The sequence below is a fragment of the Pseudomonas shirazensis genome (assembly GCF_050496565.1).
GTDB classification, from domain to species: Bacteria; Pseudomonadota; Gammaproteobacteria; order Pseudomonadales; family Pseudomonadaceae; genus Aquipseudomonas; species Aquipseudomonas shirazensis_A.
Genome location: NZ_JBNWAE010000007.1, coordinates 145,014 through 160,022, shown reverse-complemented (window position 1 = coordinate 160,022; position 15,009 = coordinate 145,014). Strand labels below are relative to the sequence as shown.

Annotated in this window: 14 protein-coding genes and 1 pseudogene; 6 read left to right on the top strand and 9 right to left on the bottom strand. The window is 53.1% G+C overall.

Annotated elements, in window-relative coordinates; all coding sequences use genetic code 11:
- Positions 1–359 precede the first annotated feature (359 nt).
- From ACQZ2L_RS12540 to ACQZ2L_RS12530, 3 genes are all read right to left on the bottom strand, one after another.
- A complete protein-coding gene (locus ACQZ2L_RS12540) occupies positions 360–614 on the bottom strand; it encodes a hypothetical protein (RefSeq protein ID WP_430326304.1) in 255 nt (84 codons plus the stop codon).
- Between the two features lie 195 nt (positions 615–809).
- Positions 810–1,442 carry a hypothetical protein gene (locus tag ACQZ2L_RS12535; protein WP_430326303.1) on the bottom strand — a complete coding sequence of 211 codons (633 nt, stop codon included), beginning with the start codon at positions 1,440–1,442 and terminating at the stop codon, positions 810–812.
- Between the two features lie 11 nt (positions 1,443–1,453).
- Entirely contained in the window at positions 1,454–1,744 is a 291-nt protein-coding gene (locus ACQZ2L_RS12530; RefSeq protein WP_430326302.1) for a hypothetical protein, read from the bottom strand.
- Between the two features lie 351 nt (positions 1,745–2,095).
- Here ACQZ2L_RS12530 and ACQZ2L_RS12525 point away from each other — a divergent pair, with 351 nt between their 5' ends.
- From ACQZ2L_RS12525 to ACQZ2L_RS12500, 6 genes and pseudogenes are all read left to right on the top strand, one after another.
- Positions 2,096–2,659 carry a type 1 glutamine amidotransferase domain-containing protein gene (locus ACQZ2L_RS12525; protein ID WP_430326301.1) on the top strand — a complete coding sequence of 188 codons (564 nt, stop codon included), beginning with the start codon at positions 2,096–2,098 and terminating at the stop codon, positions 2,657–2,659.
- A gap of 546 nt (positions 2,660–3,205) precedes the next feature.
- Positions 3,206–3,940 (top strand): hypothetical protein, encoded by a 735-nt coding sequence (locus ACQZ2L_RS12520; protein WP_430326300.1) that lies wholly within the window; start codon positions 3,206–3,208, stop codon positions 3,938–3,940.
- Between the two features lie 94 nt (positions 3,941–4,034).
- Positions 4,035–4,205, top strand: a pseudogene (locus ACQZ2L_RS12515) (transposase); the annotation flags it as partial.
- A gap of 1,113 nt (positions 4,206–5,318) precedes the next feature.
- The gene (locus ACQZ2L_RS12510; RefSeq protein WP_430326299.1) at positions 5,319–5,645 is read left to right on the top strand and encodes a plasmid mobilization protein; all 327 of its coding nucleotides are present in this window, start codon (positions 5,319–5,321) and stop codon (positions 5,643–5,645) included.
- Between the two features lie 4 nt (positions 5,646–5,649).
- Entirely contained in the window at positions 5,650–6,843 is a 1,194-nt protein-coding gene (locus ACQZ2L_RS12505; protein ID WP_430326298.1) for a relaxase/mobilization nuclease domain-containing protein, read from the top strand.
- 77 nt (positions 6,844–6,920) lie between these two features.
- Positions 6,921–7,721 (top strand): hypothetical protein, encoded by an 801-nt coding sequence (locus ACQZ2L_RS12500; protein WP_430326297.1) that lies wholly within the window; start codon positions 6,921–6,923, stop codon positions 7,719–7,721.
- Between the two features lie 31 nt (positions 7,722–7,752).
- Here the strand turns inward: ACQZ2L_RS12500 and ACQZ2L_RS12495 are convergent, their stop codons facing one another.
- From ACQZ2L_RS12495 to ACQZ2L_RS12470, 6 genes are all read right to left on the bottom strand, one after another.
- The gene (locus ACQZ2L_RS12495; protein WP_430326296.1) at positions 7,753–8,148 is read right to left on the bottom strand and encodes a hypothetical protein; all 396 of its coding nucleotides are present in this window, start codon (positions 8,146–8,148) and stop codon (positions 7,753–7,755) included.
- A 212-nt stretch (positions 8,149–8,360) separates the two neighbouring features.
- A complete protein-coding gene (locus ACQZ2L_RS12490) occupies positions 8,361–10,736 on the bottom strand; it encodes a phage tail protein (RefSeq protein WP_430326295.1) in 2,376 nt (791 codons plus the stop codon).
- 17 nt (positions 10,737–10,753) lie between these two features.
- Positions 10,754–11,554, bottom strand: a complete 801-nt coding sequence (locus ACQZ2L_RS12485; RefSeq protein WP_430326293.1) for a phage BR0599 family protein — start codon at positions 11,552–11,554, stop codon at positions 10,754–10,756.
- The gene (locus ACQZ2L_RS12480; protein WP_430326292.1) at positions 11,514–13,199 is read right to left on the bottom strand and encodes a hypothetical protein; all 1,686 of its coding nucleotides are present in this window, start codon (positions 13,197–13,199) and stop codon (positions 11,514–11,516) included. The genes ACQZ2L_RS12485 and ACQZ2L_RS12480 overlap by 41 nt, the downstream gene beginning before the upstream one ends.
- A complete protein-coding gene (locus tag ACQZ2L_RS12475; RefSeq protein ID WP_430326291.1) occupies positions 13,192–14,136 on the bottom strand; it encodes a hypothetical protein in 945 nt (314 codons plus the stop codon). Before ACQZ2L_RS12475 ends, ACQZ2L_RS12480 begins: the two co-directional genes overlap by 8 nt.
- The gene (locus ACQZ2L_RS12470; protein WP_430326290.1) at positions 14,136–15,008 is read right to left on the bottom strand and encodes a hypothetical protein; all 873 of its coding nucleotides are present in this window, start codon (positions 15,006–15,008) and stop codon (positions 14,136–14,138) included. The genes ACQZ2L_RS12475 and ACQZ2L_RS12470 overlap by 1 nt, the downstream gene beginning before the upstream one ends.
- Position 15,009 lies beyond the last annotated feature (1 nt).

The following is a 15,009-nucleotide window of genomic DNA, read 5'->3' as shown; positions in this document are numbered from 1 at the left end:
CCAGCACAAGGATGTGCGCCAGCGACCAGACGTATCCTGAAACCGACCTGATGACTGAAAGCGCAACGCCAGCCCTACGCGGTCCGTGTAGGAGCGGCCTTGCCGGGGCGCCGGACCGGTCGCGAAAGGCCAGCGTAGCTGGCCCGGCGATCTTGCGAGGCTGCGTAGATTTTGGGGCCGCTGCGCGACCCTTTCCGACCGGTCCGGCGCCCCGGCGAGGCCGCTCCTACATTTTCGTCCGCGTACGGCTTGCTCATAATGGCACCCTCCAGGCAAGTCGCTGAGCCGACTGTAAGGCCCAACCTGCCGATGCGGTCTGGCGGTTCTTTGTCCATGTGCAATCCTCCGACTTGGCTGATTCAGTGCAACGTCGGCTTGGTCGGCTCATCGATGCGCTGTAGCTGGGTGATTGCCGTATCCACCAACGCGCGAGCGGTTTCGAGCTCATGCATGATGGTCAGCATCATGATCAAGCCGGGCGTGCGCGGTAGAAGCAAGGCGGATTGATGGGCCACCGTCAGTGCGCACAGGACGTAATATGCGGCTTGGATCAGGGTGTCTTCGAGCGCGTGGAGGGCGTTGGGATGGGGTGGATCGGGGACGATCTTGATCATGTCGACTTCTCCTGCGGGGGAAAAGTCAGACACCTGTCCTTTTCAGAGGATGGGTGGCGGCTACGTACAGCCTGCAAAGCCGGGGCAGAAGAAGGAAACCCGGTAGGTCCGAAAACCTCCCATACGCAGCCACCATTGATCGAGCACTGGCATTCAGCGGCTGGAGCTGAGATAGCTAGGCGGACACCAGCGCCATCAAACCGCGAGATACACAAGCTTGCGTAATTCCCCAATCACCTCAGGGTTTCGTACCTCATGAACATCCGCCCGAATCCGCGCAATCACTGATTTGAGCAGCTCGGTCTGGCTCATCTGGGTGCGTTGCAGCAGCGCCAGAAAATCCTCGGCAATATGCGGATTGATCTTCATCGACAGCCGCCGCGTTGCAGCCGGGGCCGCCAGCCCCCGTTGACGCAATTGCTCATCCAGCGCCAGAACAAACGCCTCATGAGCAGCCTGCAGCCCGGTGGCATCGTCAGCCTGCGCCAGCGCCTGAAAGTAGTAGCCCAGGAAGAACTTGCGCAGATTCACCCCCGCATCACTGCTCACCTCATGCATAGCCGCATCCAGCACATCCAGGTAAACCGCAGGCAAGCGCGCCTCGATGGACTTGAGCTGCTGCTTGCGCGCGTCACGAATCGCTGGCGTGGACTGCGGTGGGATCGCCACCACCGTTTCGCAGCCGCTGCAGACGCCTACAAGAATGTCTCGCGCCTGACCCTGGCCGTCGCTGAATGGCACATCGCGGCGCCTGTAAACAAACGCCACCAGCGCTTGGCAGTGCTCGCACAGCGCCCTGCCGGTGTCGCCTTCAAAATGGATCTGCATGATCTGGATACTCACTGATGAACGCTGAGGAACCAGGTGTCTGGCTCGATGAAATAAAACTTGATGTACCAACCGTGCCGCCTCAGCACATGAACGATGACCTCAGGCGCCATGTGGTGCGCGCTGCAGCTGTGGTGAGCGCCGCTGCATGAACGGATCACCTCGATGACTGTACGTGCCGACACTGCACCCACCGCCAGCAGATTCTTGATCGCGATGTCACCCCGGGCCGCATGCAGATAACTGCCTGTCTCGAGCGCTGCAATTACCGCGCGCTTTGCCGCTTTGAAACCGTTGCCCATAGTCATCCTTGACCAGTACGAAAATCATCGTACATTTTTATAGTTTGGTCCAGTCCGCCTGTAGAGGGGAGCGACCAATGGTCGTCCGCCGCAAAAACAGAAGCGCACACCCTTGAATGACTATGGCAGGGCCACGCGCCAGAGCCCTTGCCGTACCGTTACCAGCCTTTACCCGAGTTTGCACAATGTGTCCGGCTACAGATTGGCACCGCCCATTTCAGGCGCAGTCGCCACCCGCGTGAATCCAGCTGAACTTTCGAAACCGCCCTGCCCTCACATTTTTACGTGTCGGGCAAAAGCATTCGACCGAACCATTTCCATTACCTTGATCGAGAGGACCGAGAGACCACCATGAGTAATCAACTGGCAGGTAAAAAGGTACTGTTCATCACCGCAAACACCGGCATTGAACGCGATGAGCTGGTCAAACCGCTGGAAGCGCTGAAGGCTCACGGAGCTGAAGTCACCCACGGGTCGAGCGAAGGCGGCACCACCCAGACATTCGTTGGCGACACCGAGAAAGACCGCACCGTCGAGTCCCAGACCGCTCTGGCTGGGCTCAGGGCAGCAGACTTCGATGCGCTGGTGATTCCAGGCGGCACGGTCAACGCCGATACGCTGCGACTGGACGAGAATGCCCAGCGTCTGGTGAAGGAGTTCGCTGATGCGGGCAAAGTTATCGCTGCGATCTGTCACGGGCCGTGGGTGTTGATCAATGCCGGGGTTATCCCTGGCAAGACCCTCACCTCGTACCCAAGCGTCAGACTTGATCTGGAAAACGCCGGGGCTGAAGGGTGGGTTGATGCTGAGGTGAAGCAATGCAAGGCCAATGGCTGGACCTTGATTACCTCGCGGACTCCGAAGGATATTCCGGCCTTCAATGACGCTATCGCTGCAGCGATTGAAGGTCAATAAGGAACGGACCGCGGCATGGCAGCCTGCCTGGGCTGCCATCAATCCCAGCCCCCTTGCATGGCCAGCATTCGTCCGATCTCATGCATCCTCCAGCGCCCCTTTGAAGCCTCAGGGGCGCAAATTCAATTTCGTAATCACTTCACCTATATTCGTCTGTCTAGAGTCCTATCAGGCTGGTGAGAACGATACAGTTAACCGATCCATCAGCTTTGTTCCATGCTCTAATTGTCGCCATGTAGATTTTTTTGCCCGCGATTCAGTCGGCAATGGCGCAGGTTGCGCTTGGCTCGCCAGTGCTGCGGCGAGAAGCAATTGGATATAAATGTTTACACGTTGAATATCCAGCCACGCAAACGCATCAGTTCAAGTGCCCGATCGAAGTAATGACGAAATTAATAGCGAAATAAAAAAAGCGTGCCTACTTCAACCCAACGAACATACCGACCCCAGCTTGCAATTCCGCTATTGACAAAGCCCCAACCCTCTCCTAACGTGCCATCACTAACAAGAAAGCATTAGTCATGCATATATACGGAGATACATGCCATGCCTGCAGTGAAAATACATTACAAAACAAATGTTCAGTCTGAAGCCACGTTTGACGGCGTAGTAGAGTCAAACGGTAGCACGGGGTATAAATTTTCCGGAACGCTTAAAGCCACTTATAAACTTTATCGAATCCTGGAAAGAGATGGCTTTGTCAACACGGTGCGCCTGGGACATGGCGGCACCTCTGGCGAGTACACCTATCTGGAATTCAAACCAGTCGGCAGTAGTGAAAATGTATTTTCCGTATCCGGCGAAGGAAACCGAAAGCCAAATGAAACTGTTGATTTTCGGATCGGCTTCAATGAAGGGTTAAGTGGCCAGTTTGATAGTTACTACAGTACTAAAGCAACAGTAGTGACCGGCGGCCCAGCGCAATCTGTCAAGCCCGTATACAGCGACAAGGACGGCCTGGGAAACACGCAATACGATGTTCGTTTTGATGGTACCGTGCGTGCTGACGGCCCCACGGGTTTTGTCATCGAAGGTGAGTTGTCTGGTTATGGGGGACCTGGCGCAGCAACAGAACAGTCATGCCGACTCTGGTATAAAGCAGGCAATGGCAGTGGTGACCATGTAGCCTACTATTGCAAGGATACCCCGGTTACAGTCAAAATTTACGGAACTCGTAAAGCCGGTGATAAAATCACCGTCGCGGTCGGCGCAACCAGCAGACTGTTCAATACGTATGCGTATGGCTCAGAAGTAACCGTCGGAATTCCAGATGAATTTTGAAGCCTGAATTGATTTGTATTGGCTAGGCTCGGTACGAAATCCCGCGAGAACCAGTCGGCGCCCTTCAGAAGCTGAAATTCTGGAGGGCTCCCGGTTAGATGGCGTGCTGCTCTGGGTACTCTGCTCAGGTGTTGCGTGGCGAGGCATTCCAGAACGCTCCGGCGCACGGTCAACGATGTATCAGCAGTCAGTTCCGGTGTTGGCGAAACCAAGGCGCCTTCGATCAGATGCTTAAACGCTACATCTGAGATTGAATGAGCAAGGCTTGACCGTTTCGACTTCACTACTTTTTAGGCGCAACCTGAGCCTCTTCTAAACCCTGCGACCTACTCTGACGGCACCCTCGATAGCCTCAGGTTCAGGAGACGCGGTTTCCCGTCGCTTCGCCCAAACCACCGCAGCCTGTTTGCGGACGAACGTCTGGCTCTCTTGGTAGACTGTCAGCCTGTCACGATCAATGCTGATCTGGACGAGGTGGCCAGTGCTGCCATCAAATCCTTTCTACGCGTTCTGGTCGTCGCCATCCGAGATTGGTACACGCCGTCGGACGACTGTTACCCACGGTTTAGTAAAAACGCCTACCCCCCGAGAATTGGTACAAAACACGTTGATCGACATGACCGCAAAATCAAGCTCAAAGCCACAAACCACGAGCCCTGAGCCCTCTCGCCGCTTCAGCGTTGCACCCATGATGGATGGGATCGACACAACCCTCTGCAGGCCTTGATCTTACTGGGATACAGCCTTCATAGACGCTACCTCGTGTGCACTCAGTGTGCAATTTCAGAATCACTCATCGCATCCCGCTCGACCTCCTCACGACCCCTTTTCGTTCCCCAGGCCTAAAATCAGTCCAGTCACCCTCTGAGCTCTACATCAGGTCTGTCTGTCCAACCCATGGCACTCACGACTGGCACTGCCTACTGAGGTGGGAGCGTAGACACGAGCCTTCCGCTCAATCGGGTTGCGACATGACCATGAGTCACTTTGTTCTACTGCGGCATATCACCCTCTCGCACAGCCTTCCAGCGACACGGGCGCAGTTCACTCTCATCGCCTGTGACAATTCCTAGTTTCGCACTCACGTACTGCGACATTGAGTTCAGCCCGCACCCCACGAGAGTAACGCTCATGATATATCGCATTGACAGTGTGCGAAGTTAGAAGTATATCGCGCCATTTGAGGCACTCTTATTGCCAGCGCTGGCACTTGAGTTGCCATTTTAGGCACCTTTATCGCCATTTAAGTCAAATATTTCTCATAAAACACTTCCACCACCCTTTGCTCCATTTGCATAATAAAACTAGATCTTATGAGTGGCCAGTTGTGTCTATGATAGACATTTAAGCTGCTCACTCTCCTTTGGAGGTTGCGCTGATGGACAATAACAATAAAAAAGGCAGGCCAACTCTTGATGCTTCAAAACGTCGGGACAAGCCACTCATCATTCGCTTGAGCGAGAAAGAGCGGGCAATTATCAAAGCCAGGTGCGAAGAAGCAGGCTACCAAGCTGCAGGGGCATTCGTGCGTGACTTCCTGGTCAACTCGAAGGTGGCAGGCAAGGTGCGCATTCCGCTGTCGCACATCCAGCTCTCACTAGAACTACAGCGTATTGCTGGCCTTATTAGCAAAGGCGAAGACAGCGATATTGTTGTTCAAAGGCTCGTAGACATTAATAACCGCCTAATGGACATCGGGGAATAATAAGATGATTGGTAAAATCACAGACAAGGGCATTGGCTCATTTCGTAATCGAATCGAGTATATATTCGGCTTGAGAAAGCATGAGCACGCACTCACCACAATCCGAACAATCGGCAGGAACTGCTTTTCTCCCGATCCGCTTCGCAATGGTCATGACAAAGACAAAATTGACGTCGAGGGAATGATTGCTGAGTTCGACGTTGTTGAGAAGCTCCGTAACAACGCCATCGACAGCGATCGGATTGTGAAGCCGGTTTGGCACGCGATCCTGTCACTCCCGCCAGGCGAGGAGCTCACAGATGCTCAATGGCAGGAAACCGTCGAGATGTACCTCCGTGATCTTGGATTCGGAGATGACAACAAATGGGTGGCTGTCCTGCACGGCGATACTGACCATCAACATGTGCATGTTGTGGCCAACAGGATCTGCATGGATGAAGAGTTCTCAATGGTCAAGGACAGCAACGAGCGCTCGCGCAGCTGCGACAGCACAAGCCGCATCGAAGATCACTTCGGCCTCAGCAAAGCACCTGCTCCCACTGAAACCTGGGGCACCGCCATCTCCCGCAATGCCCTGGAAGCCGCTGAACGCGAAGGCACGATCCCCCTGAAACACAAAATGATTGCAAAGATCGCGGGAGCTGTAGAAACAACTGCTGCAGCCCAGGGCGACATGTTCATGCTGGTGTCACTCCTACGCCGGCAACAGGTCTACGTTCACTTCACGAAGAACGCTGATGGCCAGCCGACAGGCATCAGCTACGAGTACCAAGGCACCGTCATCAGTGGCCGTAAGCTCAAACGGAGCCGACTAACATTCCAAAAACTAACAACACAGGAAGGCATCGAATATGACCCGGAAACCTTTCCAGCTCTTGAGAGAGAGGCTGCTCGAAGAGATGAGGAGCGCCAAGAGCGAGTGCGAATCTTCTACCTCGTCTTGCGAGCCCGTAATCGCAGATCCATCCGTCTTAGCTTCCAAGCGAAAAAGCAGCAAGAGCTCGAAGTCACGATCAAGCTGATCATCGCCTTGCTCCTGAGCCTATTGGGCATCCGGGCAAACTGGGATCTTGAAGACAAAAAGCCGGGCGAGCACTACTGCCAGCTGCGATCAGGGTGGGCTTCAATCTCGGAAGCTGAGCAGCAGGAGGATGTCAGTCAGATCTGGAAGGATGAGAAAAATCTGGAATATACCTAAAGATAGGCTTGCCGGAAGCTTGATCACCCTATTGCTCACTGCGAAAATACAAATATGGGTGATCAAGGAGAATAGTGATGACAGGCATTACCGTCGTGAAAGCTGATTCCGAGCTTGAGATAGAAGTTGCTCGTGAAATAGAAACTGAATTTCAGATGCGATTCAAATCAGCCAGCCGTAGAAGACCACGTTTTCACACCAAGACCCATATTCGATTTCATATGCCCAACAAGCCAGAAAGCATACGGAAACTCGAAGAATTCAATGCCCAGTCGCAACAGCCACTGTTGGAGGCAGCTCAGGCCAGGTATAAGCCTCGGGCAGATAAGACGTCTGTCATCATGGACTTCCAAAGCAACGAACATCAAACTCTTTGCAGAGCAGAGATCTTGCAGGCCAAAAGCTACCCGAGATTTGTGAGTCTAGAGAATTACTCTGTAGCGCGAATCTACATGCCCCAGAAAATCTGCCAATTCCTTGTTGATAACGTCGGCATTTTAAGAACCTTGGGTTATATCAAAAGCGAATGTAGTATAGAATTTGCAACAATAAAGGAAGCTTTGACATTTAGCGTCGCATACAAGGAGACTGAAAGCGGCAATTTGAAACCAGGCTGGATCAACTACAACCCATATGAAGTTAAATTCGGAGTAATTGACATTTGCGATGTTGGCTCTAGCGAAAAGATTTGGGATACGGAGATCCTTATAAGTGCCATCTACAAATGCCTCATCGACAACATTGGAAAGAAAACGGCGAGCTGCAGAACACTGAACTATGAAGACTTATTTGATATCGGAGCCATCTCTCGCTCCGATTTGCAAAACCTCAGCTCTAAAGCGCAAGATGCCATATTCTCGATGGATCTGGGCCTGTAATCAAAAAGCCCCGCAGTTCGGGGCCATTGGATCATTCGGGAGAGTTCATGTAGAGGATCAGCTCTTGCTCTTGATGGGCAAATGCAAGCAGTTCCTCCTTTGGAAGCATACTGAGATCATGGAATCGAATAATCCCCAGCTTCAGCAACCGTCCAAGGCTATCAATCACCTCTTCGCTCCAACTCGATGACCGGCGAAGAAGAGCATCTGAAACCCGGATTCTGAAATCCTTTGGATCGCATTGATCATACTTACCAGGCTTGAAAACCCTGTAGTTCATCAAGTGGTAGCTGCACATGTAGAGATGTGCCTTCTGATTACCAAGAGCAACAAGGGCATTATCCAGCTGATCATAGCTCATAGTCTCAGCCAGGGCTTCAATAACTGATACTGGATCAGATTTTTCAGTGTTCAATGTGATGTTCATGGCCTTGTCCTTATTATTAATGGCACTTACCATAATAATACCAATGAGCCATTCCCCGTACAACCTTGCAACCCTGCAAAGCCAAGGTATACAACAAACATTTTGCAAGAAAAACCCTACCCTCCCAATAACTAAAAATCCCTGGAGTTCAGGGATTCTAAGTATTTTGGCGCTTGAGTAATGATTCTGAACGCAGAGCTCAGATCCCATCATCACTCGGCGAGAGCAGGTCGAGTAACTCTGACGACGATGGGATCTGAGCTGACGCCACCACTGTAGGTGCTAACCCTAAACTCCAGATCCCCCCGCAGCACCCCACCATTACTACTGGCCTCGCCCTCATACACCCAGGAATTCCCGGTCAAATTATCCACCTGTTCAACCTTCACACCATCACTGAAGACTGCAATCGACACGCTGCCAGCAAAGGCTTGGTCATGATCGTCAGTGTAGAAAGCCACCTCCTGCGCACCCCCACTCCGGTACCTCCAGGACACCTCGGCCAAACCACTAATCACTCCACCATCAACCCCATTCACAAGCACCCGAGCAGGCGGGAAAACCTGGTCATTGACGGCTTTGACGACAAAGCTTTTTTCGGCTGCTTCGTCTTCGGTTTGACGCCGGGTTTGAGTTTTGACCAAGGTTTTCAGATACACCGCAGAGCCTGCTGTGAACTGGCCCAGGGTAATGCCGTAGCCCTCGCTGACTGCCCAAATTTTGGTGGCCGATGGGTGGGCCTTGGCGGTGCTGCCGAACAGTGCTCTGCGGACGTTTTTGAGTTGAGCGGTCGAGCTGGTCAGGATCGTGAAAGTCTCGTAAGACAACCACTCGCCGTCGATGTACAGAATGCCCAAGGCCTCGCGGTTTTCGTTTTGGCTGTAGTTGTCGAGAAGGCTGATGTCGCCGGAGATTATTGGGCCGGTGGCCATGGTTGCTGGGGTTGCAGGGAGTGCTTCGCCGAGCGTGAAAACTGGCGTGTACGGGTAGTCGCCTTGCTCCGACCAGGACTCTATTCCCTGCCTAGTGATCAGCTTGTAGTTCTGGCCAGCAGTTGGTTGTTCAGCGAGCACCATGACCGTTCTTGTGAGCCCTGCCGTCTCGTTGAAGATTGCCGGTGCTTCGGCTATTTGAATGCTTGGTGGGTCGACTGGCTCGAAAACTGGTTTCGTCCATGTGCGCTCGCCGCCGTCTGCATATACGGTGTTCTGAACGCCGAAAACGTCTTGCGTGAGGCTCAGTTTGATCGAGCTGTCGTTCAAGCTACCGACGTCAACGGACATCACACGCATGACCAGGCCTTGGACATTGAGTGGCGGCCAGTCAAGAGTGACAACGTCGAGCATTTCGATGTCGTACATGCTCCTGTTGCACTCAACGATGCAGCTCGCCAGTGGCACCGAAAGCGGTCTGAGCTCTCGCTGCGCGACCTTGGCAGCCAGTGCTCCAGTGGAGATGGACATGAAGTCGTAGCTGACGCCGTCGCTGTCGCCCTTGTGGATTCGCAGGCCCAGATTTTGCGCCGTGGCGGTACGCTCAGTGAAGCCGTCGGCAATAGATATATACTTGATTTTGACTTCATTGGCCGCTGTATCTAACGAGCCTCGATTGAAGTTGCTGATGCCTTTGATGTTGCTGGCATTGAGCGTTGGAAGGTCGGAGATCAAGTAGTCTTCGCGTGCTAGCTTGAGCTTCAGCTGACCGGTGCCGGCGTCGGTGACGAGAGATCCATTGATAACCTTTAGAATGTCGTCGATCACCGCTGACGCCTGTTTTGCCGAATCGACCGCGCCGCTCACGCCATAGCCTTCGTCGTAAAGGATTTGGGCGCAGGCCTCAATCGTCGACTGATCGACCAGAGAGGCAGAAATGGAGGCTCCAAAGCGCTTGTCAGTCAGAAACTCGTAGATAACAAAGGCCGGGTTTGCGTCATCACCGATGACCTCCAGGGTTGCGTTGCCACTGGGTGATTTCGGGAAGCGGCTGCAGACAAAGGAGATCTTGGACGGGGTCTCAGTATTGCCAATATAAAATTGCTCTAAAACGGCGTAGCACACACCCCGCAGCCCAGACACAAGGTCGACACCCACCACACGCTGGAGGTACGCATTTGCTTTTTGGAGCAGCCCGCCGCTGTAAAAACTGACCGTGCCCTGGACACCACCACCGCTCTCTTCACCGCCGAACAGGTCTGGCTTGTTGATGGTGAAAGATCCAGACGAGACTTGGCCTGACCATGCCTTGTCGTCGTCAAACCACACCTCACGCAAAGTAACGTCCGGGCCGTGGCAGATACCAAGTTGCACGCCCATAAAGTACTTATAGCCGATCGTCATTTTTTTTGACGAAAAGCCAGACTTAACTTTCTTGGTGATCTCTTTAGAGCGAAGATCTCCATACCAGAGAACGTTTGCCCCGCCGAGCTTTCGAGTCCCATAAAGAACTTGAATTGGTCTCTCTGCAGCAGTCGGGAAAGTGAAATCCTCTAACCCGGCAGGCTTGCGGTCATCTTTTACTTTGCTGCCAATAAACATAATCGCGACAGCTATAACCATCATGATTATCTGGAAAATTGCTAAAGCGCCCATTTTGTTTCTTCTTATTTTTATAGGAATGGGTTTTCGTCAGGAATGGTCAGGCATCCTGAGAAATTGTCAAAGTTGTTGAACGAGTGGCAGGCCTTGGCTGATCTGTCACAGCCCTTGGCTAGCCTCACCTGGTTGCCGGCGCTTAGGGAGTCCATGCCTGAGATCATCGTTACTGAGTTCTCTTCAGGGTTTACCTCTAAGATCATTCGGTAGTCAGTTTCGTCAAAAGAGACCAGGCCTGCTAAATAGTATTCGGCTTCATGGTTTAGCGTTGACAGGTAGATCTTTGCGCCGCCGTCTTCGACTCTAAGGACTGTCTGAGTTTCCTGATACTGCGCGATGTCTAGAGTGCAAAGATTGTCGTATAGATGGTGGTTGCATTGACTTTGGTAGCCGAAGCGCAGGATCTGGCGGCGAAGCAAAGCGCTGGCGGGGTTGCAAGTTAGTGTGGCGATTGAGTTGTTCCATGCGACAGCACTGACTTCGCCAGCAAAGACATTCACATACAGGCTCTTGTCGTCGCGTTGGGATCTGAAGATTTTGAGGTTTACGTGCTTAGCGGGCAGGTGCGATCGGAACAGCAAGGGCACCGGAGAGTCGCCAGGGAGATCAATTGTCAGCTGGTTTTTGTAGTCTTCAGCAGTTCTCTGGACTTTGCCACGTTTCATTGCCAACGGTTCATAGATGACACCATCAGTGTGAAGATGTGGCCTAGAACCGGACGTATAGGCAAAGAACTGCGAGCCAAATTCGAACAGATACAGCTCGACTGGCTTGTTAAGTGAGAGTGACCTCTCGATTGATTTCAGGGTCAACATAGATCAGCTGCTTTATTATTTTTGTTATGGAGCTGTCAGCAGGCGTATCGAAAGTGTGAGCAAACTCATCAGACTCGAAACGACCTAGAAATAGAGGCGCTATGTATTCAACGTCATCGATTTTGATGTTTTCGACTGGCTCCTGAAGCGTAACTACTTCGGTGTTGTCCTGACCTTGGGTCGCACTGTCGACGTTTCGATATAGCACAGTTCCATTATACAACTTGAGTGCAATCGCCGGGGCAAAGGTGTTGGACCTCAGGAAGTTTTTGTAGTTAGCCTCGCCAATGGTGATTTCCAGGGTCGCTGCTTCGATATCTTTAGCCAGTCTCATGGAAACTAGCGCGCTCTCGATATAGAACTCGCCCTGAGCACCTCGTTCAAGCTCTGCAAAGTCATCAAAGCGCTTTCGGGAACTCTGGTCAAAGAATCTCCAACTGTACTGGAGATATTTCACTGCGCCCTGCACGCGATCGTGGATGAAGCGCCTACCGATAGCTGGGTCTAGTGTTTCCCTCAAGCGTTTGTATTGAATAGTGCAGTCTTTTGAGCGGTCGGGCCTAATGTCTAACACCCGTCGATTGTTAAACATGGTGAAGTTGTCAACTGGAGCAGGACGAAGCAGCTCGACTTCGTCGAAATCTAACGATACCCCCGTTATCTCTACATCCATGCCATGCGCAACTGATGAAACGTCTTCACCGATCCAGGCCTGGCTTACTGGAATCAGGCGAGAGCCGCTTCGATAGTTTTTCTTAACCAAATCACCAAAGACCACTTCCCTGCCAGCAACTGACGCAACCTTGCACACTTCCCACGTATCAGCGTCAGACAACATCACTCGGCAGCCTGGCACGACCCATGCGCTCAGATCGGACACAATGGCTTTGCTTTCAAACCTCGAAACAGGCTCTGCGAGCTCGGACTGAAACGGCCAGAGAGGCACCAGGTACCGGCCTGAAAAATTGCCTACAAGGTTGCTGAAGAGGTACTGATCCGCATCAGCCAGGCCAAACTGGTAAGTGGCCGACAGCCGAGGTTGGTCACGAAGGGAAATCCTCTGTTCAATGCCACTCCAGCTCTCGATCGTCTCCGTCAAGTAGCTGTGCCGAAGCTCCGGCTGCATGCTCCAGTCGATCTGAAAGTGCAGCACGATGGCATGTGAGGCGCTCAGCTTGAAATCGTATGAGCCTGCAGATCCGAAATCGAAGGCCGCTCTGTATGACGTATCGCTGTTTGTTTGGTTAAGAGAAACCAGGTATTTCGTCGACTCAAAGGCGTTTACAGAGCCAGATTTAGTGCCAGTCAGCTCGACGCTATCCCCCCCAAACTCCGCGATGCCCTGGAGCTCAATGCTCGATCGATAGGTGTGCCAGATCGAAAACTCAAAACTCTCGTCGCCGGTAACGAGGCCTGCATCAATCACTGCCGGCGATACGAAAACATTGTCGAAAAACACGTCTCCCCACCCGCCAGCTTCGAGCCCTTGCCAAGCCATGTTCAAACCCGAATAGCCGACGTAACCATACCCACCTCGCACCATTTTTCGGGTGGCGATAGGCCGAGATCCGAGCACGAAGTCATACCCGGCGTAGCCAGGATCTTTCGCAGAGATCGACAGAAACCGTGGTGAGATCTTAGACATCGACCTTCACCGCAAAGCCCAACTGGTACAGAGGCCCAGTGCGAACAGCCGGGATCTGCTTGCCCAGGAACGGGAGAATTTTGAAGGTCTGGTCACCCACCACGTAGTCTTGCTCAGCGGCCATCAGATCGCAGTTCACGAAAAACAGATCGCTGAACTCCGAGTACGGGCACCAGGCGCCGCTGTGCCTCACATACATGTAAATCGGCATCAGTCCAGACAGCCCATTCAACCTATTCGAACTTCTCGCCGAGCTTCCGACGCTCCCAATCTGACTCGTCGATCCTGGGCTGAAATTTGGCACTCGAACAAGGTTGGATGACGAGAACGATGGGCAGATGCCTTGGTTTGCGATGTAGCTATCGTTAGTCAGCCAGCCCGTGAAATCAGACTTCACGACTCGCACGGAGGTGGTGTCTGTCGACGTGTCAAAAGGCACAGACCACTCAGCAAATCTTGCCCCCTGCGTGCCCGCTAAGAACTGCCCACCAGTGCCACCGACATGGGTGTTGAGCAAGCCAAACAGGACGTGGGAGTACCTGCCAGTTTCGTACTCCGCAACCAGAACAACCTTGGAAGCGTCCGTGAACAAGTGATACACCCCAGAAGCCCCGGTTTGCACGTAGCGTCCGACTGACGAAAACCCTGGCTGTTCGTACCAGACGCTCGAAGCGCTGTAGCCAGTGCTGACGCGAATATCAATGCCAGTCTTCCCAAATCCAGTGGCTTTAACATCACGCGCAGGATCGTAGTCATCGAAGTTCCGGAGGCTCACATACACATCACCACGGTGCAGGTGCAGACGCTTACCAAAGGTCGTGTCAGCAGCATCCACGTAGACATGAGAATCAGCAGTCCAACCCTCAGCCGCCAGCTTGTCCTTCAAGAGCTGCAGGAGGTTTTCGGACGACGAGTAAGAGCCAGTTTGGTATTTCATTATGCGAGCCTGAATGCGTAGTACTGAGCACCCCGGTACACGTTCGGGACGAGCAGATATTGAATGGAATCGATGGTGATGACTGACTCGGCAGAAGCCCCAGCATTGCTGCAAGCGAAGATCCCATCTAAGTATCCAAGCCACAGTCCATCGTCAGTGCCGTCCCCCACTGCAGGAGATCCAGACACGATCATCGCGTTGTAAATCACGTGATCCCCGGCAAGGGTTTTGCCCAGCCCGCCGACGCCGCCGTCGAATGGCCATGTGTACGCATAGTCCGAGCTGTAAGTGGGCTTAAAGTCCAGAGTGTCACTACCCCCACTCTTAGCTACAGCTTGCCAGCCACCACCAGGAAGGCAGACCTGGCTAGGTCGTGAGGTGCCGCCGTACCACGGGTAAGCGCAAGCCTGGGTAGCGGTAGAAGACCAAAGCTCAGCATCACCACTCCCACCCGCAAAACACGGGAACGGATAGCTCTCCGTATTCGCAAACGGCAGCAGCAACCCCAGGTAGAAAGAGTGGTAGCTATTCGAAATCCTACACACACCCGCCAGGCGCCTTTCCGAGACTGACAGCCAAACCTGAAATGCCTGGTCATGCAGCGGCACCCGAGGCAGCTGGTACCCCCCGACAGGCGTCTTGATCGCACCAATCTGATCACCAATGGCACGCCCAGGGTCGAATGATCGAAACGCCTGCAGCTCGATATTCACGCCATCAATCAACAGCGCAACATAGCCCCCAGCCGGTATACGCAAGACCTTCGAAGAAGCAGAATCCGACTCAACAACCCACCCCTCAGCCACCACGTTGGCAAGGAGTTTGGTCACAAAGTCGGTGTGTGAGGCAGCAGTGAAAGTGTAGAGAGCCATG

Bases quoted from the DNA above. Each gene is read 5' to 3' on its own strand.
- ACQZ2L_RS12540 (WP_430326304.1), bottom strand. From the start codon at position 614: ATGATCAAGATCGTCCCCGATCCACCCCATCCCAACGCCCTCCACGCG.
- ACQZ2L_RS12535 (WP_430326303.1), bottom strand. From the start codon at position 1,442: ATGCAGATCCATTTTGAAGGCGACACCGGCAGGGCGCTGTGCGAGCAC.
- ACQZ2L_RS12530 (WP_430326302.1), bottom strand. From the start codon at position 1,744: ATGGGCAACGGTTTCAAAGCGGCAAAGCGCGCGGTAATTGCAGCGCTC.
- ACQZ2L_RS12525 (WP_430326301.1), top strand. From the start codon at position 2,096: ATGAGTAATCAACTGGCAGGTAAAAAGGTACTGTTCATCACCGCAAAC.
- ACQZ2L_RS12520 (WP_430326300.1), top strand. From the start codon at position 3,206: ATGCCTGCAGTGAAAATACATTACAAAACAAATGTTCAGTCTGAAGCC.
- ACQZ2L_RS12510 (WP_430326299.1), top strand. From the start codon at position 5,319: ATGGACAATAACAATAAAAAAGGCAGGCCAACTCTTGATGCTTCAAAA.
- ACQZ2L_RS12505 (WP_430326298.1), top strand. From the start codon at position 5,650: ATGATTGGTAAAATCACAGACAAGGGCATTGGCTCATTTCGTAATCGA.
- ACQZ2L_RS12500 (WP_430326297.1), top strand. From the start codon at position 6,921: ATGACAGGCATTACCGTCGTGAAAGCTGATTCCGAGCTTGAGATAGAA.
- ACQZ2L_RS12495 (WP_430326296.1), bottom strand. From the start codon at position 8,148: ATGAACATCACATTGAACACTGAAAAATCTGATCCAGTATCAGTTATT.
- ACQZ2L_RS12490 (WP_430326295.1), bottom strand. From the start codon at position 10,736: ATGGGCGCTTTAGCAATTTTCCAGATAATCATGATGGTTATAGCTGTC.
- ACQZ2L_RS12485 (WP_430326293.1), bottom strand. From the start codon at position 11,554: ATGTTGACCCTGAAATCAATCGAGAGGTCACTCTCACTTAACAAGCCA.
- ACQZ2L_RS12480 (WP_430326292.1), bottom strand. From the start codon at position 13,199: ATGTCTAAGATCTCACCACGGTTTCTGTCGATCTCTGCGAAAGATCCT.
- ACQZ2L_RS12475 (WP_430326291.1), bottom strand. From the start codon at position 14,136: ATGAAATACCAAACTGGCTCTTACTCGTCGTCCGAAAACCTCCTGCAG.
- ACQZ2L_RS12470 (WP_430326290.1), bottom strand. From the start codon at position 15,008: ATGGCTCTCTACACTTTCACTGCTGCCTCACACACCGACTTTGTGACC.